Annotated in this window: 18 protein-coding genes; all 18 read right to left on the reverse strand. The window is 58.6% G+C overall.

Features of this window, described 5'->3' with window-relative positions:
• Positions 1-2: 2 nt before the first annotated feature.
• The 18 genes from NSND_RS09440 to asnB all read right to left on the reverse strand — a co-directional run bounded on the left by NSND_RS09440 (position 3) and on the right by asnB (position 22838).
• On the reverse strand, positions 3-773 hold the full coding sequence (locus tag NSND_RS09440) for a c-type cytochrome (protein WP_159450720.1): 771 nt from the start codon (positions 771-773) through the stop codon (positions 3-5).
• A gap of 75 nt (positions 774-848) precedes the next feature.
• Positions 849-2552: a cytochrome ubiquinol oxidase subunit I gene (locus NSND_RS09445; protein ID WP_080878770.1), complete on the reverse strand. Its 1704-nt coding sequence runs from the start codon at positions 2550-2552 to the stop codon at positions 849-851.
• A 65-nt stretch (positions 2553-2617) separates the two neighbouring features.
• The gene (locus NSND_RS09450; RefSeq protein ID WP_080878771.1) at positions 2618-3121 is read right to left on the reverse strand and encodes a c-type cytochrome; all 504 of its coding nucleotides are present in this window, start codon (positions 3119-3121) and stop codon (positions 2618-2620) included.
• A gap of 211 nt (positions 3122-3332) precedes the next feature.
• Complete coding sequence (locus NSND_RS09455) at positions 3333-3872, reverse strand: carboxypeptidase-like regulatory domain-containing protein (protein ID WP_143833489.1); 540 nt, start codon at positions 3870-3872, stop codon at positions 3333-3335.
• A gap of 282 nt (positions 3873-4154) precedes the next feature.
• A complete protein-coding gene (locus NSND_RS09460) occupies positions 4155-4544 on the reverse strand; it encodes a hypothetical protein (RefSeq protein ID WP_080878773.1) in 390 nt (129 codons plus the stop codon).
• Between the two features lie 101 nt (positions 4545-4645).
• Positions 4646-5662, reverse strand: a complete 1017-nt coding sequence (gene hpnH / locus NSND_RS09465) for an adenosyl-hopene transferase HpnH (protein ID WP_080878774.1) — start codon at positions 5660-5662, stop codon at positions 4646-4648.
• A 118-nt stretch (positions 5663-5780) separates the two neighbouring features.
• Positions 5781-7007, reverse strand: a complete 1227-nt coding sequence (locus NSND_RS09470; protein WP_080878775.1) for a GumC family protein — start codon at positions 7005-7007, stop codon at positions 5781-5783.
• A gap of 18 nt (positions 7008-7025) precedes the next feature.
• Entirely contained in the window at positions 7026-9659 is a 2634-nt protein-coding gene (locus NSND_RS09475) for an SLBB domain-containing protein (protein WP_080878776.1), read from the reverse strand.
• 113 nt (positions 9660-9772) lie between these two features.
• Entirely contained in the window at positions 9773-11407 is a 1635-nt protein-coding gene (locus NSND_RS09480; RefSeq protein WP_159450721.1) for a capsule assembly Wzi family protein, read from the reverse strand.
• 85 nt (positions 11408-11492) lie between these two features.
• On the reverse strand, positions 11493-13463 hold the full coding sequence (locus NSND_RS09485) for a polysaccharide biosynthesis protein (RefSeq protein WP_080878778.1): 1971 nt from the start codon (positions 13461-13463) through the stop codon (positions 11493-11495).
• Positions 13464-13637: 174 nt separating this feature from the next.
• Positions 13638-14240, reverse strand: coding sequence for a sugar transferase (locus NSND_RS09490; RefSeq protein ID WP_080878779.1), 603 nt, complete (start codon positions 14238-14240; stop codon positions 13638-13640).
• Positions 14237-15397 carry a DegT/DnrJ/EryC1/StrS family aminotransferase gene (locus tag NSND_RS09495; RefSeq protein WP_080878780.1) on the reverse strand — a complete coding sequence of 387 codons (1161 nt, stop codon included), beginning with the start codon at positions 15395-15397 and terminating at the stop codon, positions 14237-14239. The genes NSND_RS09490 and NSND_RS09495 overlap by 4 nt, the downstream gene beginning before the upstream one ends.
• Positions 15390-16139 carry a class I SAM-dependent methyltransferase gene (locus NSND_RS09500; RefSeq protein WP_159450722.1) on the reverse strand — a complete coding sequence of 250 codons (750 nt, stop codon included), beginning with the start codon at positions 16137-16139 and terminating at the stop codon, positions 15390-15392. Before NSND_RS09500 ends, NSND_RS09495 begins: the two co-directional genes overlap by 8 nt.
• 5 nt (positions 16140-16144) lie before the next feature.
• On the reverse strand, positions 16145-17191 hold the full coding sequence (locus NSND_RS09505) for a glycosyltransferase family 2 protein (RefSeq protein WP_080878782.1): 1047 nt from the start codon (positions 17189-17191) through the stop codon (positions 16145-16147).
• A gap of 11 nt (positions 17192-17202) precedes the next feature.
• Positions 17203-18618 carry a hypothetical protein gene (locus NSND_RS09510; RefSeq protein ID WP_080878783.1) on the reverse strand — a complete coding sequence of 472 codons (1416 nt, stop codon included), beginning with the start codon at positions 18616-18618 and terminating at the stop codon, positions 17203-17205.
• 65 nt (positions 18619-18683) lie between these two features.
• A complete protein-coding gene (locus NSND_RS09515) occupies positions 18684-19721 on the reverse strand; it encodes a glycosyltransferase (protein ID WP_080878784.1) in 1038 nt (345 codons plus the stop codon).
• A complete protein-coding gene (locus NSND_RS09520; RefSeq protein ID WP_143833491.1) occupies positions 19718-20887 on the reverse strand; it encodes a hypothetical protein in 1170 nt (389 codons plus the stop codon). The genes NSND_RS09515 and NSND_RS09520 overlap by 4 nt, the downstream gene beginning before the upstream one ends.
• 46 nt (positions 20888-20933) lie before the next feature.
• Complete coding sequence (gene asnB / locus NSND_RS09525; RefSeq protein ID WP_080878786.1) at positions 20934-22838, reverse strand: asparagine synthase (glutamine-hydrolyzing); 1905 nt, start codon at positions 22836-22838, stop codon at positions 20934-20936.

Genomic DNA, 22838 nt, shown 5'->3' on the forward strand with positions numbered 1-22838 from the left:
GCTCACTTCATCTTGATGGGCTTCGGAGTATTGACCGAAGCATTCTTGTAACTGGCCAACCAACCCGCCAGCGCCTGCACATCCTTGGGCTCCATCAGGTCCTTGTACTTGTCGGGCATCTTCCCTTTTTCGTACTCCTTCTCGAAGCCTTCGGCCTTATAGCTCTTCGGGTCGAGAATCTTTATCGCGATTTCCTCAGCCGACAGGAGGTTGCCAATGTTGTCCAATTCCGGGCCACGCTTCTTACCGCCTTCGCCGTTCAGCTTGTGACAGTTGTAGCACTCCTGAAGTTGCCATTGCTCCTCACCGAGCTTGGCGATATCACCACCCGCAGCGGCTGTCGTCGCCGTCGGTGCAGCCTCTCCACCGGCCTTTTGATCCGCCGGAGCCTGCGCAGCACCCAACGCCTGCAAACGCGCCGTCAGTTCTTTGGCCTTTTCATCGAGCGCCTTGGCGCGCTGCAACAGAACCTCGACTTTGCCGGCCTCGTAATGTTCTCGCTTCGGCTTCAAGATCTTGTCGATCTTGCCTTTTTCGTCTTCCGGATCAAACTGCGGCCATACAGCGCCACCTGCAATATAGGCGACCGATAGAATGGCGTAGAATACGACGAGGGCTCCCGCAGCTTTTCCCCCGCTGATCGGCTTGAGCGGAGGGAGGTCGAGAATAATAAAGACGACGGCGCCGAGCATGGCATAGCCAAAAAACAGCACCTGGAACACAAACGGAAATCCCAGTGCGTTGGTGGCTCCGAACAGAATTCCGCCGATCACGATTCCAACTAGCGACTTCTTAATCACGTTTCCCATGAGTACCCTCGTTTATCGCCCTTCGAGTATTGTGAGCGCTTACTTAGCACCGGCCGGCACAGGGCTCCCCTCGTGCGCATGGCCCTTCGAATCCGAGGGGCGCAATGTCACGATGATGGCAAAGCTGACCACGGCAAAAAAGGTCACGGTAATGCCTGTAATCCACCAGGCCGAGTAAGACAGCGTTGGCGTGAAGGACTCGGCGGTAAAATCAGGCAGCAGGTTGTAGGCGTGAAAATACTTCCGCAACAACGATCGTACGGCACCCATCAGCCCCATGGTCCAAATGGCGCTGAAGGCCAGGAAGACCAAAACGAACTGTGAGGCGAAATCGATCTTACCCCACACAATGGTCCCCTGCGAAACCGCACGGTTGTAGATGACATAGTTCACCACCGTCACGAAGATCAAGGTGAACGCGGCGGAGTTTTTCGCCGGCATCAGTGCAAGGAAATTCCAGTCGGATGGCAATTCCAACTCCGCAACCAACTTGGCCCCAGTGGGCACAAAACCGTGCGGCGTCATCCAGATCGCATTTCCCACGACTACCATCAAGAAGCCGACCTTGATGACCGTGCTGGACGATACTGTCAGAGGTATAAATCGCCCCAGAATAACGGGCGCCAACAGGAGCGGCACGAGGAACGCCAGCGATGTCGCATCAGGCACTGGATAGTCGGTCAGGACCTTGGTCATGACGATCGGCAGCAACACCATCACGATCGGCGCGATCACGGTCATACGGACCCGCTCCACCCCCTCGATCCGCTTCATGCTCAACCAGATATAGTAATTGCTGGCCAAGAAAATCAGGCCCACCATGGCGCCCTGCATTTCGAAGAACATCGAGAGCTGGTCGGCCATCATGTACGGACAAATTGAGGCGTCGTAGTCGCAGAGCTCATAGGACAGCAAATAACCCATAAACGGCAAGAACAAGAGCGCGCCGACACCGATCATGTTGCCGACAAACCCCATCCAATCGTAGTAGGCCCGCTCTTCTTCCTTCTTCGAGCCCATGAACATGTAGGCGGCAATCAGGCCGGCGATGAATCCGCCGAACGTCACGTTACCGACAAGCCTATGGAGATTAAGCGGCATCCAACTATAGTTGAACACCTTATCCCACAGGGAAGCGGTCGCCAGGAATTCCGCCGGCGAGACGCCCTCGGCCCTCACAGGGGTATTCATGAAGGAGGTCGGACCGTCGATCACGAACAGCGTGATCGAACCGATGAGATTCAACAGCACGCCCAGTGCGATATGGCGCGCCTTCTTCTCACCCTTCCACGCATCCCACGTATAAAAATACATGTAGAGGATGATGGTCTCGCCGATAAACAACAGCGGATACACCACCGCAAATATCAGGAAGAAGTGATTGATGAGCCAGGTCGTGAACTGTGGATAGGTTGCGAGCAACACGAAGATAAAGAGACCGCCCGTTAATGCCGTCATGCTGTAGAGAATGACCGTGACCTTGGTGACCTCTTTCGCCAGCCGGTCATAGCGTGGATCCTGCTTGCGATACCCCAACCATTCCGAGATGACGACGAAAATCGGGGCCCCCAGAATGAATCCCGCAAAGAGAATGTGGAGCTGAGCGACGATCCATACCGCCGTGCGATTCCCGGTATAAGGGAACTCCACGGGGGGCGCACTGGGAGCCTGGGCGTATGCCACACCTCCCAATATCGCCACTAGCGCGAACATAACCAACAAACAGCGCTGCCAGATTTTCATGATGTCTCGCCGCTCCTCCTCATTCCAACCGATTGACCCATGACTCGAACCGAACCCGGCGTGAGTTACTTCACCTGATCAGCAGGTACCCAATCCTTCTTGTTGGCATCCCAGCCCTTACCCGCCAAACCGAAGGAACGTTCAAACGCCAAAATCTTCCAACGATCCTCTTCGGACAACTTGCTCTTCCAGGGCTTCATCTTGGTGTTGGGAACGCCCTCAGAAATACGCCAGAACCAAACCGAGTCAGAATACAACTTCATGCGATCGCCATTGCGGAAGTCCCGGGCGCCCGCCTTGACCGGCTTGCCGTCCTTACCATGGCAACTGGCGCAATTGACGTCGGGGTTCTTGCCGCCGATGTACAACTCCTTACCTTCTTCGATAATTTTCGGATCCGTCCACCAACCGGCAGGCATATGCTTGTCGGCATACTCCGCGGGAGCGGGTGGCGGCGGAACTACGGGGCCTTCGCCTCCCCCTTCACCACCGCCGCAGGCGGCGACGCCAAAACCGAACCCAAGAATGCCGACCATCAGAGCCAATCTCTTCATGCCTGCTTGTTTCATAAAAAAGTTCCCGCTCCTTTCTTCATGCCGGCGCCCTCTCAAGCACCAACACCTATTACCATCGACAGAAAAAAAAGACGCTTCCCTGCGGCGCAACGAGCAGCCACAGCAAAAGCGTCAAGACTCACAATACAACGAGGTCACGTTTGGACTTCCCCGCCTACTTCTTGCTAATCGATCCGGCGAGGAACAATGCCCCACGGACCGTGCCCTATTTCTGCCGCTTCCCCTGTCCCTTCTTTCGCCGTTGCTCTTCTCGCATCCGCTTGCGGGAGATCTTTAGCCCAATCCATCCCACAATAGCAACAGCCGCGATCCCCAGCCCGTACAACAACCACTGCGGAGGACCAAGATCGCGCTCACACCCACTTCCGAAATCAACCCGAAGCTTACGTTCCGTCTCCAGATCGTTCGGGTCGAACTGGATTTTATAATTCTTTTGCTCCCCGCCGACTTCAACTAACAACGGGTCGCCCACATTATCATTGTGAAGATGCAGGGTGACTTTATAGTACCCGTCACCATCGGTCGTCACAGTCTGGCCGACCGTGATCCGCGTATCTTTTACCAGCACCTCAACATTGGCGCCGGGTCGACCGTCTTTGCCACACACAAAACCTTCGACGGTAAATCGATGGTCGGCTGCGTGGCTCGCGAACAAGACCGACGGCACAAACAACGTCGAGATCAGGCCCCAAACGACAACGACGCGCCAGGCGGTTTTCCGACTAATTGCTCTCCGCCATCGCATACGTATGACCCGTGTCGGACTTGTTTTCGGCCTCACAAACATCCCGCCCACAGCCATGCTACGAGAGGCCTCATCGACACGGACACGACCCAAATTTGAGGCCGATTCTTCTAGCATAGCCCCCCCTCTTTGTCAACAAATGGATGGAGTTAAACGGAGGGAGCCACGACGAAATGCGCGATGAAAATTGGGGACGCGTGAAGGGCAATTAAAGCCGCTGGCCAGAACGAGCCGGTACAAGAAAACGAACGACGGCCACTCGCGCGCCAGCAAGCTGACGGCTCACAGATGGCCGCGGGATTTGGCTTCCGCAGCGGCGCGATCAATATCCTTCCGTCGTTCCGATTCCTTTTTTGCGCTCCAGGCTTCCCAGGACTTGCCTGTGGCCGTGTCCTCACCGGTGAAGGCGATCGCGACCATCTCAGAAAACGGAATCGTCAGCGTTCCGCTGCTGGTCGCCGGAAAGATTTCAATGGTGGGTTGCTCACCCGTCGCGGTGCGATTAAAGAGGTATCCCGTCACATGCCCCCCCGACTTCAATTCCACGGTGATATCTCCCCGGTAATCAAATGCCAGCTCGATCGCCTCTGCCAGTTCCGTGAGGGAGGCCGGCCGAAAGACCCGGCCTTCAAGACTGCCGGTCTCCGGCGCATGGTACTTCGCGTCGGTCATAAGTATCTCTTATCGTCTAGAGGGTGATGCGTGAAGCGTTCGGCCGGCTCAGCGACCGAACCGCTTCACCGCTGCAGGAATCACGATATTCTTCGCCCCGGTTAGCGCGCATTCGGCAACAGGGTGATCTTCACGGTCTTGGCAAAGCCGGAGAACGACCCGAACGTATCCTCCACTGCCGAAGCCTCATATCCGCAATGCACCATGCAATCCGCGCACTTTTCGTTGCGCCCGGTGCCATAGGAATCCCAATCCGTCTGTTCCATCAACTCCCGGAAGCTCGACACATAGCCCTCCTGCAGCAAATAGCAGGGGCGCTGCCAGCCAAAGACGTTGTACGTGGGGTTCCCCCAGGGCGTGCATTGATACTCGCGCTTGCCCATGAGGAACTCCAGGAACAGCGGCGACTGGTTGAACTGCCAGCCGCGCTTCCGATTGCCCAAAATCTTGGAGAACAATTCCGTGGTACGACTGCGCTTGAGAAAATGCTGTTGATCCGGGGCCTTCTGATAGCTATACCCGGGCGAGATCATCATACCCTCGACGCCGAGCCCCATCATTTCATCGAAAAACTTCCGGACCCGCTCGGGATTCGCATCGTCGAACAACGTCGTGTTGGTCGTGACGCGATGACCCCGCTTGAGCGCCGCCTTGATCGCCTTCACCGCCACATCGTAGACGCCGTCCCGGCAAACTGCCAGGTCGTGCTCATCCCGCAGGCCGTCCATGTGCACGCTGAACGTCAGAAATTTCGACGGCGGATATTCGTCCAGTTTCCGTTCCATCAAAATGGCATTCGTGCAGAGATACACATACTTCTGACGCTCCACGAGCCCCCGCACGATCTCAGGCATCTCGGGATGGATCAGCGGCTCACCGCCCGGAATACTGATGATGGGCGCCGCGCATTCGTCGGCCGCAGCCCAACATTGCGCCGGGGTCAACCGCTTATCCAGGACATGATCCGGATATTGAATCTTGCCGCACCCCGCGCACGCGAGGTTGCAACGAAACAGGGGCTCGAGCATGAGCACGAGCGGATACCGTTTGACCCCCCGGAGTTTCTGGGTCAACACGTACTTGGTCACTGTATACATCTGGGAGACTGGAACAGCCATCCCTCTCTCCTATTCTGGTGAATGTGAATGTAACGTACGACTGAGACTGCCGGCCTTCTAGCAGACAAACCGCGCGGATTCTACCATTGCGATTGAAAAATCGTCAATTTCGGCGGGATCAACCGGGCAGACCGGCATTTCTTCTGGCGCGCGCCTCCAGCCCGTAGGCCAGGATGATCGCGAGACACGCCCCCAACAGACCGGCTACGGCCGTATTGAAGACCACCCGCGGCTTGATCTGCTTGTCGGCGGGGATAGGCGGGTCCAGAACCTGAACCGTGGGCGTATCACGAGCTTCGGTAATTTTCGCCTGCTCATATTGTGAGGTGAGCAACGCATAGAGCGTCTCCCGCACCTTCAACTCGCGGAACAATCGCCCGTATTGCAGGGCCAGATCCGGCACCGTCACCATGGCCGGATGGAGGCGGTCTCCCGGCGAGGCGCCTTTCGCCCCCTTCCCGAACTCCAGCAAGGCCAGCTGCTTCTTCAACTCCTCGATGCTGGAACGGACCCGTGAGAGATCGGGATTGTCCGGGGACAGGTAGGCACTCATCACCTGAAGTTGTACCTCATAGCCGGTGATCTGCCCCTGGATCATGGCCGCAGCCTCGATCATGGCCTTGGACTGCGCCTCGACGGCCACCGCTTTATTATTTCGCTGAAAGTCCCGTAAGGCCTCTTCGGTTTTCACCAGTCCCGTTTGCGTCTCCGCAAGACGCCGCTCGATGAACGCGCGATTATAACTGGCCTTGCTGACATTCAAGGTGCGGTTCAGGCGGTCCAGACTGCTCACGAAAAAGGCTGCGATATCGGCAGCCCGCTGGGGATCCGCATCTTCCACCGTCACCTTGATGACTTTTTCTTTCGAGACGCTGACCCGAACGCGCTCTGCCAGTTCGACGCGGGTATCGTGCATCGTCCGCTCGTTGTACACCGCCATCAGGCCGAACTTGGCAATCGCCTCGTCCGCCATCACCCGCGACTTGAGGATTGCCACAAAGACGTCGGTAGGCGTCGTCGGCATGCTGGGCAGCCCCATCCCGAGATTCTGCGCCATCCCGCCGGCACCGGTGGTCGCCAACAGCGCCGCCAGACTCCCGCCTTCTTTCGAATCCAGCTGCGGCAGCAGGGTCGCGGTCGATTCATACGCTTTGGGAAGGAGGAGGGCACTGACGGCGAAGGCACCCAGCAACGAGGCCGCTATAATCGTCGCCACCAGCCCCCGACGCCGCGAGACCACCGACAAGAGATCCTGCGGCCCCATCCCGTCGCGGCTCGTCAGGTTCGCCCCGTGACCGCGCGGAGGAGTCATGACCACCTGAGGACTATCCAATACCCGACTCATGATGTGCTCACGTCCCGCTCATCGACCGACAACCGCGATACCGGCGGCCGTCAGAGCCACGCTGCCGATAATACTGGCCACGGTCTGCCACAGGGCCAGTTGTGGTGTCCGGGCCTCGATCTTTTGAGGCACCACGATGGTATCTCCGGACCGCAGTTCCTTCACGGCCAGGTAGGCGGAGTCGGTGGTTCCGTTGGCCCGCATGACATACATCTCTTTCTTATTCGCATCCTCGGTCAGTCCCCCGGCCTGACGCAGGTAGTCTTCCAATCCCAGGCTCGGCCGATAGACCACCGTACTGGGATTCTTCACCGACCCGATGATGCTGACCGTTTGCGACGGAGTCGGCATCAAAATCCGATCCCGCGCTTCCAGGATGATATCGTCCTCAGTGCCTTCGAGTTGCTCGATGGAGTCCATTCGAATGACCACACGCCCCAATTCCAGGCGGGAGGTGATGGCCTCCAGTTGCTGGAGCCGCAATGACAACACCTGTTGCTCGGCCAATCCTCCGCCAGTGGATAACACCGCGGCCGTGCTCAGTCCGGAGGCGCCTGCCGCTCCTCCCGCCGCCTGCGCCGTCAACCGTTGGCGTTCTGACGCCACAAATCGCTCAAGTTCGGCCTGTTGCCGGAGCTTGACGGATTCCCGAGACAATACCAGCCCGGCGGGAAACGCGTTCTGCGTCACCCCGCCGGCACGCTTCAAGACGGAGCTTAATCGCTCACCCATTTCGATCGTGAAATAGCCCGGTCTCTTCAGCTCCCCCTCAACCAGCACCAGATTGGGCGGGCGATGTTGGCTGGCAACAACCACCTGGTCCAACCGCTGGAGCACGTGATTGTCAGCCTCGCTTCCTTCGAGCAACGCCCGGGGGCTGAATTGAATGACCTTGGTTTGATAGGTGACCGGGTCGGTCCTCACGATTTCGGCACGATCGGCATAGGCATCCATCGTGAGCTGGTCGTGGATCAACAGGTCCTTCACCGTCATGCCGGGGCGATATTCGTAAGGTCCCGGGCTTTTCACGGCCCCGACGAGACTCACCACATTGGTGATTTGCGTCGGGAGAATGCCGATGCGCACATAGTCCCCGTCGAGTAGAACCGGATCGCCCCCTGCTACGCCAGGCCGGCTTTTTTCATGCCCCTGGGACGCCAGCGCGCCGACCAGATCCACATCCACCATGATCCGGCCACGTTCAGGATCAAGCCGGAACAGATGGCACCGCTGCCGGTCAGAAAGCGGCGTGAGGCCTCCGGCGAGAGTCAGGAGTTCTGTCAAACGCACCCCGGGTTTCACTTCGTAGATCGCCGGGCGCTTGATCGATCCGCTGACCGCCACCACCGGACCGAGCGGCGGAACCAGCACAACGTCTCCCGACTGCAAGCGCTGATCGAAACGCCGGTCTCCCCGCAGCAGAAAATCATACAGGTCCAGTTCCGCGACAGTCTTCCCCTCGCGCATCACCTTGACCTGGCGCAACGATCCTGAACGGGCCGGGCCGCAGGCGGCATACAGCGCATTCGACGTGGTGGCCAACGCACTGATTTCGTAGGCACCCGGGCGGACGACTTCGCCCACGACATACACTTTGATCGTCCGGATCCGTGCCATCGACACGTGCAATTCGAATCGCTTCAGAAGGTTGCTCAGTCTGGACCGCACGGTCTGCTCGACCTGCGAAAAAGTCTGGCCGCCGACAGGAATCGCTCCCACCTGCGGGATCACGATCATCCCGTCACGCTCGACCGGCACGATGAAGCTTCGATTGAAGCTGGGGTCGGGGACATTCCAAATGTGCACGGCAAGCGAGTCTTGCGGCCCGACGATGAAATCCGGCCCGACCGGGATATCCTGGATCGGCGAGAAGGTATTGGCCTGCGCTTCGAAAAAGTCGTAGCCGAACTGTCGCACACGGCTCTTCACGCCGTGCAACACAGAAAACTCGGCAAAGGCTTCTTCCACATTGAAATCCTGCTGACGGAGCAATTCAGCGGTAAAGGCCTTCTTTTCGGGCAAGGGACGCACCCCACCCGGTGAGCTTCCAGGCTGATTCCCCGGCTGGCCCTGAGCTTGAGCGGCAGGCTGTTGAAGACTGGGTACGACTCCCTGCCCGAACGGCAACTGCGAGACACCCTTTTTCTCACGTTCGACCTGAACCTGATACTCGATACTCGATTTTTCCTTCTCGGCCTGCAGCTTTTCCTGCCGGCGATCGCGCTCTTCCTGTTCCTGCTTCATCCGCTGCTCGATGGAACTGGGCAGTAGGCTGCTCGGTTCGACAGGCCAATAATCATTCAAGTTGGGAACCGTTCCCTTCGAACTGAGATCGGAGGAGAGAGGAGTCGGACAGGGAGTTTGGGTCGGCACAATCGGCTGCAATGCGGTGGGGTTGGTGACGATGGCCTGCCCGAAACCGCCCCCGGCCCCGGGAGCGTTGAAGCCGCCGGGCGTGAACAGGCTACCGGGAGTACCAGGCGACGCCTGCTGCATCATTCCCGGTGGCGCGACCTGCGGCGGAAGATTTTGGGCCAGCAGCGACGGCGGCAGAATAAAGGACAGCACTAACATCCAGATCAAGGCGTGGGAGAGGGCAACCTGACGCACAGGGGGATGGGGACGGTGATGGGGGATCATACTCACGACCATGGATTCTCAATCCCTCCTGCGCGAAGCGAAGAGTCGGCATACTGTCGACACCCCCTGGAGGACGATCCGGCAATCATCCGGCCAGGCGATAGCCGACCAGCCAAACCGGTAGCCTAAAACTGCATGGCCAGAGAAGTCCAGAACAAATGGTTCTGGGCCTCGACGCCGGCAGCGAACGTTTCGACAAACGGCGTAATCTGAGAGACTTGCCCGGGATTCTTGAGACGCTGAAACGTATAGCCCACCGTGAGCTGGGTCCGGTTCGACCACCACCAGGTGAGATCCACGGCCGCCTCCCGTTTCTTCTCATGGACCGGTTGCCCGCGATCCCTCTCCTGCAGGTTGAAGTTCGCGCCCAACTGCAGTGTGTCGGTCAGATATCGAGTGGTGCGTACAAAAAAGTCGGTCCCGTCGGTTCCCATATGGTGCCCGAGCGGAAACCCGCGGTACCGCATACCGCTGGTATAGGGCGAATTGTTGTACCAGACCTGCCGTAGCTCGGGATGACGGCGCCTGCCGTAATCGGTGTCGGCATATTCGATACGCAAATCCAGCGTATCCCCCTGGAACACCTGTGGAATATAGAGGCCGCCGAGAAAGGCGGTGCGGCTCGGAACGGGAAGTTGCGACCATTTGTCCTCCGTTCCAGCCTCGCCGTAGAGCTGCAGCCCGGCCGGAAAGGGAATCAGATAGGGAATCGAAGGAATCCGGAGCCGGAAATCGGCCATCGCCTGCTCATTCACATCCCGATTGCCGGTTTGATTGGGCTCCGAGATATAGGCATCGAACACCACTCCGGGGAATGACTGGTCACGCCCGCGGCCGCCGAACTGCGTCAGACGAGTGAGCCCGAACTCCAGCCAGGAAGCCGGCAGGTAACTGAGCCGCACCCCGAACAGTTTCGCGCGAGGGAAATCCCGATTCTCCTCCAACCGGCCCAGGAACGCATTGACCTTCCAGTCCCCGAGCCCGCTGAGAAATCCCGGCAATTGAAACGGGCGTTCCGTTCCGAGCTTGATCATTTCCATCGGGAACGCGTGATCGGTCAGCAGCAACGACCCGTGATAGCCGGGCCCCCACCACTGCGTCCCCCGCCCCACTTCCAGCGCGACATTGGCATAACTCAATTTGAGGCTGAACTCGCGCAGGTAGAAATTTTCGCTGTTGTTTGTCGCACCCAATCCCAAGAGATGGCGATTGCTGATGAACTTCGGCTGCACCATGACCGCGGCCCAGTCGCTCAACTCCGCCCATGCGCGCACATCGGTTTGATTCTGCACGCCGTTTACCGAGTATTCCCCGCCTCGATTTTCGCGAAACCGCACGGTCTGGCCGCCGCCGATCGAGGAGGCATCGAACTCCGACGTGACACGGGCGCCGAACCGTAAGGCGCCGGTTTTATCGTCGGGGCGCGCACGGACGGTACCCAGACGAATGAGTTCCGGACGGAACTCCGCGAGCAATCGTTCCAGGAGCGGTTCGGCAATCGCCTCCCGACCGTCCAATTCGACCTGATCCGCGCGGACTCGCTCGACCGCCCGCGCCACATACTGGGCCGCCTGCACGCGGCTGAACGGCTTCGCGCCGATCAACGCGCGGTCGATCACACCCAATCCGATCAAGCGCTCAATGGCGTCATAACTCCAGTGGTGCAGCGGCACATTGCTGGAGGCCAGGGCAATCCCGTTCAGCAAGAGCCACAGCGCCAGGCCGAGACTGAGCGCGAATGAAAGGCGACGGATTTTCACAAGGCAGGCCGGACAGGAGTAGAAAGGGAAAGTTCGAGAATGAGCCGTGCGGCCTGAATCTCCGACAGAGAACGGTGGCGATGCATCATTTCCGCCTGTGCGGAGCGGCCGGCGCAAGACCGGCGACCGTTTCTATGCCGGCCGGGGACTGCGCAGGGATTTCGGACAGGAGAGCATCGGTCTCGCCTCCCCGCTCCTGGCTCAACAATGTACCGGCGGGGCAATAGGTGGGAAGGATAGCGCAGAGGAGGGCCAGCACCTTCGACACATGACCCTCCGCAGCAGACTCCTCCAGTCTGGCCACGAGCCCGGACAACTGAGCGAAATTACGCGCAGGGTCAGGCCGGATACAGAGGACTTTCTGAACCGTAGTCGACTCCACCGTTTCGTGACCGGCGACCAGTTCCTCCGTCAGTTTCTCGCCCGGCCTGCAACCGAGATAGGTCAAGGCAATGTCTTTGTCGGGGACCAGTCCGGACAGACGAATCAGATTGCGCGCCATCTCCACCACGCTGATCTGCTCGCCCATCTCCAACACGAAGAGTTCTCCTCCCCTGGCCAACCGTGCGGCCTGGAGCACCAGATGCACGGCCTCGGTCATCAGCATGAAATAGCGGCGCATGTTGGGGTCCGTAATCGTCACCGGCCCGCCCGCTTTGATCTGCGCCAGAAAGAGCGGGACGACGCTGCCATTGCTGCCCAACACATTCCCGAATCGCACGGTGGCGAATACCGTCCGGGACGTTCGGGCCAGCCTCTGCACAAGCAGTTCCGCCACTCCCTTGCTTGCACCCATCACACTGACCGGATTCACCGCCTTGTCGGTCGAGATCAGAATGAAACGGTCGACTTCATGCCGATGGGCGGCCTCCGCGACCACCCTGGTCCCGCCGACATTGTTTAAGACGGCCTCGCAGGGATTTCCCTCCATGAGCGGCACATGCTTATGCGCGGCGGCATGAAACACCAGCGTCGGGCGATACTCGGCAAACAACCGGTTCATCTGGCCGACCTCGGTGACGTCGCCGATCACCGGCGCCACAAACGTCTTCCCGGCCGCTGCCAACTCGTTCGCCACCGCAAACAACCCGTTCTCAGAGCGATCCAGCAACACCAGGGATGCAGGAGCCAGACCGGCGACCTGCCGGCACAATTCCGCGCCGATCGACCCTCCGGCTCCGGTCACCAACACCCGCTCCCCCTGCACCAACGCGCGAAGCGGTTCAGGATCCAGATCGACCGGAACCCGGTCCAGCAGGTCCTCGATGGACAGGTTCCGAATCTGGCTCACCTCCACCCGGCATTGCAACAGATCCCGTAAGTTCGGCAGGGTTTGAATGGGGAGATGGAACGGCTCCAACACCTTCACCACCGCCCGAATCGCGGCAGGCTTGGCACTGGGCATCGCCACGAGCACCACGTCGGGAGCCTGTCGGGCGATGATGTGAGAGAGGCAATCCCGGTCTCCCAGGACTCTCACCCCATGAATGCGGTGCCCGACTTTCGCCGGATTGTCGTCAACGAACCCGATCGGACGATAGCCGTAGGAAGGATGGTTGCGCATTTCCCGCACGATCATGGCTCCGGCATCCCCGGCGCCGACAATCAGCACCCGCTTCCGGTCGGTCCGAAACCAACCCGCTTCCCGTATCAGCCGGGGAAGCACTCGCAACCCGGCCAGCAGGCACCACAGCAGCAAGGCGTCGATGACAAAAATGGAGGATGGATAGGCTCGCGTACCCAGCCCGAATCGCACCGCCCCGGCAAAAGCCAACGAGCTGACTGCGATACTCAGCGCAAGATTACGGAGGTCCCACAGACCGGTGTACCGCCAGATGCCGTCATAGAGCCGGAAGGGGTAGAAGGTGAACGCCCTGATGATCAGCAGCAGCGGAAGCATCGCCACGAGCAGGTCCCATTCCTGCGCAGGAATGTTTCCATCGAAGCGAAGCAGAAATGCCACCCAGTTCGAAAGCGCAGCCAGTCCCAAGTGGCCCACAAACAGCAACAGACGCCGCTGAACCGCGGAAAAGACTGTGGGAAACAGGATCGGCATGACTCAGTCCGAACAAGAGGAGCTCCTGAGGGCCATTGCCTCAAGCCATACTCACGAACATACCCCGTCTCCAATCGCCGAATCCAGCCCTAGGATAAGTCCCAGGCATTCGAAGACAAACCGCTGGCAGGGGCCCTCGACAGGGAATTCAGGCGCCGAGGATCGCAGGAAGGATTATTTCTTCGCAGGCCAGACGAGCCTGAGCAATGTTTTCAGGATAAGGGAGAGGTCGAAGAGTAGAGATGCTCGTCGGAGATACATGTTCCCGAGCTCAATCTTGTCCGGCAAAATACGGGTCACATATTCGGCTTCTGGGTCTTCCACCTGAGCCAGAAAATCCCCTTCATCTCGATACTTCAGTGACGCCAGATCTGTCATACCGGGACGAATCGAGAGCAACGGTTCATACTCAGATCGAAAGAGTTCGACGTATTGCCGAACCTCCGGTCGCGGGCCCACCAGGCTCATATCTCCGATCAGCACATTGAGAAGTTGCGGAAGCTCGTCAAGCTTCGTCGCGCGCAACCATCGCCCTACGCGCGTGATGCGTGCGTCATTCCGGCTGGTGATACACAACCCCTCATTCGCCCGACCGGCCACCATGGTTCGGAATTTATAGATGAGGAACGGGATGAACCCCCGGCCGATCCGTTCCTGCCGAAACAACACCGGGCCGGAGGAGTCGAGCTTGATCAACGCGGCCAGGATCAGAAAGAGCGGACTGAACAGCAATAAGCCGATACTCGCGGCCACGATATCGACCAACCGCTTGATCACCGCCGATACTGCGTAATCAGTGATCGAACCACATCGACGACGCGCCGGATATCGGCCTCGCTCATACGCGAATAAATCGGTAGTGAGATGCTGCGTTCGAAAGCCGCGCGGGCATGCGGGAAATCATCGCGATGGTATCCATACCGCTCCCGGTAATAGGGATGCATGTGCAGGGGCATAAAATGTACGGACGTTCCGATCTGTTCCTTCTTCAAGGCTTCGATAAAATCATCCCGGGTAATACGGAGACGCTCGGGATTCAATTGAATCACATACAAATGCCAGGCATGGTCATAGCCGGGACGGCACAGAGGTCGCTGAATCTCCGGCAGTTCGCTGAACGCATCGTGATAGGCCGCGGCGATTCGAGCACGCGCCGTCCAGAACCGGCGAGATTTCCTGAGCTGTTCGATGCCGATCGATGCGGCGATATCGGTCAGGTTGTATTTGAATCCAGGCTCGCGAATCTCGTAATACCAGGATCCGGTCCCCGCGTAGCGGCTCCACGCATCCTTCGTAATCCCATGCAGACTCATGCTCCGCATGCGCTCGGCATAGTGGGCATGGTGGGTGGTGGCCATCCCGCCTTCCCCGGTCGTAATGGATTTCGTCGCGTAGAAGGAGAAACAGGTGATGTCACCGATCGCGCCGACCATCCGTCCGTGATCTGCCGCCGGTAGCGCATGCGCGGCATCTTCGACCACCTTCAACTCGTACTCCGTCGCCACTGACAACAGCCGATCCATCGCGCAGGGATGCCCGGCGAAGTGAACGGGCATGATCACCTTGGTCCGCGGCGTAATGGCCTGCCTCACCGCGTCGGGATCGAGGTTCAAGGTGTCCGGTTCACTATCCACCAGAACCGGTTTTGCTCTGAGATACGACACCACTTCAGCCGTGGCGGCAAACGTCATGGTCGGCAGAATGACTTCATCGCCTTCTTTGACTCCGACCGCTTCCAGGGCCAGATGCAGCGCAGCCGTGCCGGAATTCGTGGCCACCGCATGGGTTGCGTGCACGGCCTGTGCAAACTCCTGCTCGAATTGCTTCGTCCGCTGCCCCGTCGTCAACCAGCCGGAGCGCAACGTCTCAGTGACCGCGCGAATTTCCTCTTCGCCGATCTCCGGAAGATGAAATGGGACCGCGTGTTCACTCATGGCGCACTGACTTCCGAATGGTTCCGAGATAATGGGTGCAGAGCCACGGCACTGCGCTGAAGAGCTGACAGGCAAACCAGGAGAACGGTGCCAGCATCCGCGTGAGCGGTGGCGCGAGAGTCATGCGGCTCAGTTCGATGGTGCAGCCCTCAAACAGCCGGTGGATCTCGCGCGACGTGACCCCGCGAACATCGGGATTGCGTGGATTGTTCATGTGAAAGTCATACCACAGGATCAACCCATTCGGCCTCAGTACGCGCACCATCTCCCGGGCGAGCAGCAGTTGTACGTCCCGGTTCAGAATGGACGTAAACACCGTAGACTGGATGATGAGGTCGAAGCTTTCATCGGGAAATTCGAGTGCGGCCGCATTCCGACAATGAATGGCCACCCCCTCCGGACTCAGGCATCGGGCTTCCTCAACACGTTGCTCCAGAAGATCCACGCCGGTGATGTGTCGTGGGTCGGCGCCCCAACGAATGAGATCTCGAATCCAGAACCCTGCGCCACACCCCACGTCAAGAATGCGAACGGCCTGAAGCGACGACCAACCGGCCCGTTCCAGGATGGACAGGACACGGCGCTCCCGCTCCTGAAGCATGAACAGGTTGCCGCGATTGAAGAAGGAATACAGCCCGGCACACGAGCCGGTCGTACGGCGCGCATAGGCGTCCCGAATCCGAGCCGCTTCCCGTTCGAGATCCGCAGCATCGGTCGTACATTTCTTCTGTGACAGTTCCACAGGCATCATCTGGACAGTGGGATCGTGTTCACGGCGATATCGGGCCGCTTCCGACGGATCACAAAATCGAATATCCCGCGCATATAGCCCATGCCGTAACTGACATGGAGGGTCGGAAAGACCAGCATCAGCCACCCGGCGCAACGAAGACCGCTCGATAATCCTACCGCAAACGAGACGGCAAAATCTGCCGACAGGTATAGGGCGACCAGCAGCACGAGCATGAATCTGGAGGCGTGGGAACCGAACGAGGCGACGGAGAGGCCGACGAGCAACCCCAGACACACCATGGGCACCACTTGCCGGGCGGTACCGATCCTGCCGAGCTTCAGGGCGACTAACGGTTTGAAATATCCATACTGATAAAACATTCTCCAAAGCTGCGCGAGCGACGACCGGGGATAATAATAGGAGACCACGTCCGGGACCAACAAAATCCGCCCCCCGCGAGCGATCAATCGGTGATTGAATTCATCGTCCTGATTTCTGATGAGCTGCTCATCGAACAACCCGATTCGGGCGAACACGTCTTTCCTGTAACAGCCACCGAATACCGTATCGACCCATCGCGGCGTGGAGGTCCCGATTCGGAAATACGACGTTCCCACACCGAACGGATGCGAAAGGCCCCGAGCAATCGCGTGCGCCACGGGACTGTCATTCGCAGGCACGGTCATGCACACGCCGCCGACATTGTCCGCCCCGCTCCGCGTGAGCCAGTCAACTAGTCTCGAAATGTAGGTAGAGGAATACTCCGCATGGGCCCCCATGATCATGATGATATCCCCGCGCGATTCCGCAATTCCGACATTAAACGCACAGGGAGTGATCAATTGAATATTGTCCACCAGTCTGATCGATGGATATTGCGTCACGTAACGGGACACAATCGATCGCGTCTCATCCTGGCTCATGCCGTCGATGACCAGAATTTCGAGGCGCTCCTTCGGATAATCGTTCTTGAGGATCGAGTCGAGACACGCGCCGATAAACCGCTCCTCATTGCGGCATGGAACCAGGACGGTCACGGCAGGGTGCGATGCGTCACTCATCCGCGACTCTTTCACTCCGCAAGAAGCGGCGTACGGCGGGTGGGATTCAGACGGAGCATACGGCAGACCTTTCCGTCGGTCGACGCCAGGAGCAGAATGACCGTGGGAAGCAAGAAGGCTTCGACGAGAAGCGCCTTATACCCTTCCAATCCAGCCCTGATCAGCATGGGGATACTGGCCACGAACATCCAGGGCAGCACGCGTCCCCACAAGATCCAGAATCGCGATCGGTGCGGGCCGGTACGATGGGCATCGACAGAACATCTGGCCCACACCCATCCCCAAAGCAGCGCTCCGACCAGAATTCCAAGCACGCCGAAGTTGAGATACCACCCTGTCGCATGATGAATGGTAAAGCCCTGTCCTTCAGCGACCCCGATACTATCGGCATAGTGCAGATAGATATCCGGCGGCCGGTTCGGCCATGCAAATCGTGGAATCACCGAGGCGAGCATGCTGAGCACACTCTCTCCATAGGTCAGCGGCACGTTGAGAGCCAGCGCTCCGTACAAGGAAAAATGAGCCGAGAAGGCTTCATTACTTGACGCGACAAACTGCGCGGCGTCCAACCAATGAGTCGGCTCGAGATCCTGCAGGCCTCCCGCAACCGCCGCCAGCGGCAAGCCGCGCAACGTGTCGACGAGCCATAACCCGACAAAGCCGACCGCACCGGTGAGCGTCAACGCGACCAATCGAGGACGCCGTGCATTGGCGAGGTACAGGAGGCCACCTCCGATGCCAACGAACAGCAATTCATTCTTGTTCCCCAGGATGAGCGCGAACCAGAAGAGGCCGGCCGCAACGGCCAGATATCCGGCCCGTACGGCCCATCCGCCTGAACCGACGAACAGACGAGCATCACTGCCACTGCTCAAAATGCTCAACCCGATGGCGGTTGACAGCATCGCTCCGCGGCTCAACAACTGATGGATGGTGAAATAGGGAGGCAATTCCCCCAATCCTCCTCGCGTCACCATGTAGGTGGAGAGGTTCATGGCGTCGGCCATTTCCAAGGGCTCGCGGATGAGCGCGTAACTGCCCATCCCGCACAGCACCGCCAGGCAAAGCAAGACTCCATGGGACACATCGATCGGGGCCGTCCAGGTGTCATCCGGGAGAGGCCCGGGCTTCAAAAACAAGAGCAGCGCGATCTCGATCAGAATGATGAACGCCGCATAGAGCAGCAATGTCATCAGGTAGTGCTCATCGAGCATGACCGGAAACAATTTCGCTTCCAGATAGTCGTACCGTTTCCCGCTCTCGCCGCCGAGCCGGTCTTGCACGATGGACCAGGCTCCGAACAGAGACCAGTAATAGATCAGACCGATGCCGAGCGGGAATGAGAGATGGCGGGTTCTGCTCCAGACAAGCCCGGCGAGAAGCAGAATCACGATTGTGACGCCCGTTAGAAGCAGGTAAAAATCCACGTTGCCTATCTCGCTCTCTAAGCAGTCGGGTCACTGAAAAAGCATACCCCGTCGCCTCACATATTTCAGCACATGTTGCGAACGGCTTCCCGATACACCGCCATGACACGTTCAGCGACACGCTCGGAAGAGAGATCTTGAATGACCTCGTATCCATTGGACCGCTCGGCCTGCAGCAAGATGTCGGCCAAGGCCTTTCCAATCTCGACCGGATCTCGACCGACAATCTTCGATGGCCGAACATGAGCCAACCGCTCTTTGACATCACCGACATCGACTGACACCACCGGAAGATTGCAGGCGATGGCCTCCTTCACCATGTTCGGAGAACCTTCCCAATCGCTGGTCATGAGCAAACAATCCGCCGCATTGAGATAGAACGGGATCTGTTCCTGCGTTTCAGAACCGTCCAGGACCTCCAACCGGATGTCATCGCACCATCGACGAGCCATCCCTATGGCAGCTTCGGCCAGGTCCAATCGCTTCCGGGTCGCGTCGAATCCTGCATTAAATATGACAACCTTCTCCTTTGATTTCCAACCCATGCGGAGACGCGCAGCCGCTTTCGCCATCGGCCTGAATCGCTGCAGATCAACGCCGCCGGGAACAACGGCCACGAATCTTTTTTTCCACCACAAACGATTTTTCAGCTGCGTACTGACACACATCATCCGGCTCGCGCGCAGCGCGGCGCATTGAGACAACAATCTCCCGACTGCGGAGCGAAGCGAAAACAGCCCGGGACCAGGATTCAGATCGCTACCTCTGTACGTGATCACCAGCGGGCACCGCGATACAAGGGCGCACACCGCTGCCGTCACGGTTCCGTAGTGCGCATGAACGAGATGCGGGTGAAACTGCACCAATTCTCTCCGCAGCCGTACGATCTCTCGAACGAGCACGACAGGCGACGTCCGTGATTGCAAAAACACCGAGCGGCACTCCACCCCGGCCTCGGATAGCGCAAGGATCTGATTCTTGGCGAAAATCATATTGGACGAATCTGCGGGGCCGGGAAGTACATGACACACACGAAGCGCCTTGCTGGAACTCACTTGTTCCTGCGGGCACATCATGGAGACTGCGGGGACAATACCGCTCACTTCGCACCTACTTCCTGCCGAGCCCCTCCGAAAACCGATTCGTAGACCGCCGACTTCCTCACGGCTCGAGCGAATACCTCATGTCCGACGCTGTTCCAATGATGATCGTCAGGATGTTCGAAACGCCGGCCGGATCTGGAATAGTCCTCCAGAAACTCCCGTTCCATATCCACGACCTCGAACCCTTGCTCGACGGCCCGGTCCATCAAATACGCGCGCATCAGCCCAAAATAACTGCGCGTGGCTGCATCGCGGCGAGCAGGCTCATACAACTCCGGCCTGGGAGCATCGACGACAAGGAGAATGGTCGACGCCGGCAGCCCCGCCCGATCCGGCAATTGCCTCAGGAAGGCATCCACCGCGGTTTTCGAATCGGCAATCCGCGCAGGATCGGCATGATCGGCGGTATTCCCCACGTACGTGTTCGGCTTGGGGTCTGCACCGAACCAACCCTTCACCCGCTTCAGACTCCGATCCAGCAGGCCCGCGACTTCCAAATTAGCCACGACGTACATCGCCAAAGAAGAGGCCGCAACATAATCCCTCCACAGCGGAATTTCGCGGTCGAGCCGGATGAGCTGCATCTCGGCGGTCCCATTCTGCGAAAAGTAGTGAAACCCCGGCACCTGCTTGTATCGCAGCAGGCTTTCGTCAAAATCGTTCCCGACCACGGTCACCACGAGACCGTCGGGTCGAAAGACGTCTTTGACATAGTTCGCATAGGCCAAGTATTGACTCAGCGCCGATCCGGATGCGCCGAAACTATACACAGCCCCTCTCGCTCCAATGTCACGCCTCAAGCGCGCCGCCGCCGTTTGATCGGACGGAACCATGGCTGCTTCGATGTAGCTGTCTCCGACGATCGCCAGCAACGGAGTGGCATGTTTCGGATCGTAGTCCACCTCGGAAATGAACCCCAGATTGTTGGTTCGCACACGATTCGTAATGGAAAAATTCCAGCCTTTGGACCACACGGCCGTGCGGTTCGGCGCGTAGCGGTAAATCGGGTTCGCATCGTTGACAGCCAGAGCACGGAACCCTTCGCTGACCGGCAGCAGCCTCAGGCCGATTTCCAGGAACGTGCCGCAGGCCAACAGGGACAGCAACACGGTCACCACCATCACGGACAGTGACGCGCGATGCGAGCCTGGAGTCATCGCTTTCACAGCCTTTTCATCTGTTCCGTCGAGACTGACTGCCAATGAACGTCACTCACAGATTCGGGCTCCACCGTTGCAGCCATCGCTCCAGGGCCCAGAGGCAATAGACCCGTTGATACAAGTTGTATCTGCTGATCCGAAGGTCGTCCCACCGTTGCTCGACAAAGCACCGGAGCAATCGCTCTAGGTAACCGGCAGACACAATATCTCTGACGCGTGCCGTCGGTGAACACAGTTGATGATGGAGCTCGCGACGGCCCTGGTCCCCCAGCCAGGCATCGAACGGAAAGCCGAACCCCGCTTTGGGCCTGCGACAGATCGCCGGCGGCAAATAGCGTTCGGCAAGTTTCCGGAGGAGTCGCTTGTTCTCCCCGACCGAATACTTCCAGCGCTCCGGGATCCGAGCCGAACAGGCCAACACCGATTCTCCAAGGAATGGAATGCGAACTTCCAGGCCATGGGCACTGCTCATCATGTCGACTTTTCTCAAATAGTCGCCTGGCAAGGCCGTGTTCATCGTGGCATCGATGAAATCCGCGCCACCGATTCCCCTTGAGCGGTCGCCGGCTCCCATGAGCATAGGAACATAATCAGCGGTCTTCTGCCTTGCGGAAGGAGTCAGCATGCCCTGTAATTCTTCGGGGAACAGATAACAGGACAAGGCCAGAAGTCGCTCATTGCCGGACGCATCCGCAGCCCGTAACAATCTCTGAACTTGTCGCACCCGCTCAGAGGGCGAGACCCGCGAAACCGCGTGAGATAAGAGGAGCATTGCCCGCAGAGTCCAGGTCGGCGCCCGGCCCAATGTCCTGGCGAAATCCGCGTAACCATAGCGGGGATACCCCCCGAACATCTCATCACCACCGTCTCCTCCTATCACCACTTTGACAAACGGTCTGACGGCTCGACACATCAAGTAGGAGGGAACGGCGGATGAGTCCCCGAATGGTTGATCGAATTGCGAAAGCACCTCGTCGATCAACGCAAGACTTCCCTGTCCGACCGGCACACGGATCTCATGATGATCTGTTCGCAAATGTCGAGCCACCATGGCCGCATAGGGGGATTCGTCATAGGAGGTCTCACCGAACGCAACCGTGAACGATGGAACCTTTCGCCCGAGATCGTTGACGAGCATCGCGAGCAGAAGGGACGAATCAATTCCTCCGCTTAAAAACGCCCCGATCGGCACGTCTGCGACGAGCTGTTCGCTCAGGCTTTCCAAAATGGCGCGGCGGCCGGCTTCAAGAGAAACCGGTTCGCTCCAATCGGCCGGCTCCCGCTTCCACGTCCAGTATGTCCCACGCTCAATCCCCCGCCTCGTGACACGCAACCACGACCCGGGCTCGACTTCATGGATTTCCGAGAAGAACGTGCGCGGCGGAACGGTATAGCTGAGCAGGAGAAAATCGACGAGGGAGGCATAATTCAACGTAAGCGACCGAGCGCTCAGCTCTTGGAGCGCTTTGATCTCCGATGCAAAGCAGAATGCCCCGTCGAGCGTGGCATAGTACAAGGGCTTGATTCCGGTTCGGTCTCTTGCAAGAAACAGCTCGTTCTCCATCGTGTCATACACCGCCAGCGCAAACATGCCGTGGAACTTCGACAGGCAGGTGGCCCCCCAATAGCCGTACGCTTCGAGGAGCACTTCCGTATCGGACTGCGTGCGAAACCTTTTTCCAACCTGTTCAAGCTCCTCCCGGAGACTGTGGAAATTATAAATTTCACCGTTATAGACCATGACGTAGCGCTCGTCGGCCGAACCCATGGGTTGCTGTCCTCCGGCCGGATCGATCACTGCCAGGCGCGCATGTCCCAGCCCAACTGTTCCCGTTGAATCAACCCACTTTCCTGACCCATCCGGCCCCCGGTGGTGCAGGGCGCGAGCCATTCGGTCGATCGTTTCCGAAAGGGCGTGATCGACTGCTGGCCTGACAACACCACAGATTCCACACAT

The sequence above is a fragment of the Nitrospira sp. ND1 genome, assembly GCF_900170025.1.
GTDB lineage: Bacteria > Nitrospirota > Nitrospiria > Nitrospirales > Nitrospiraceae > Nitrospira_A.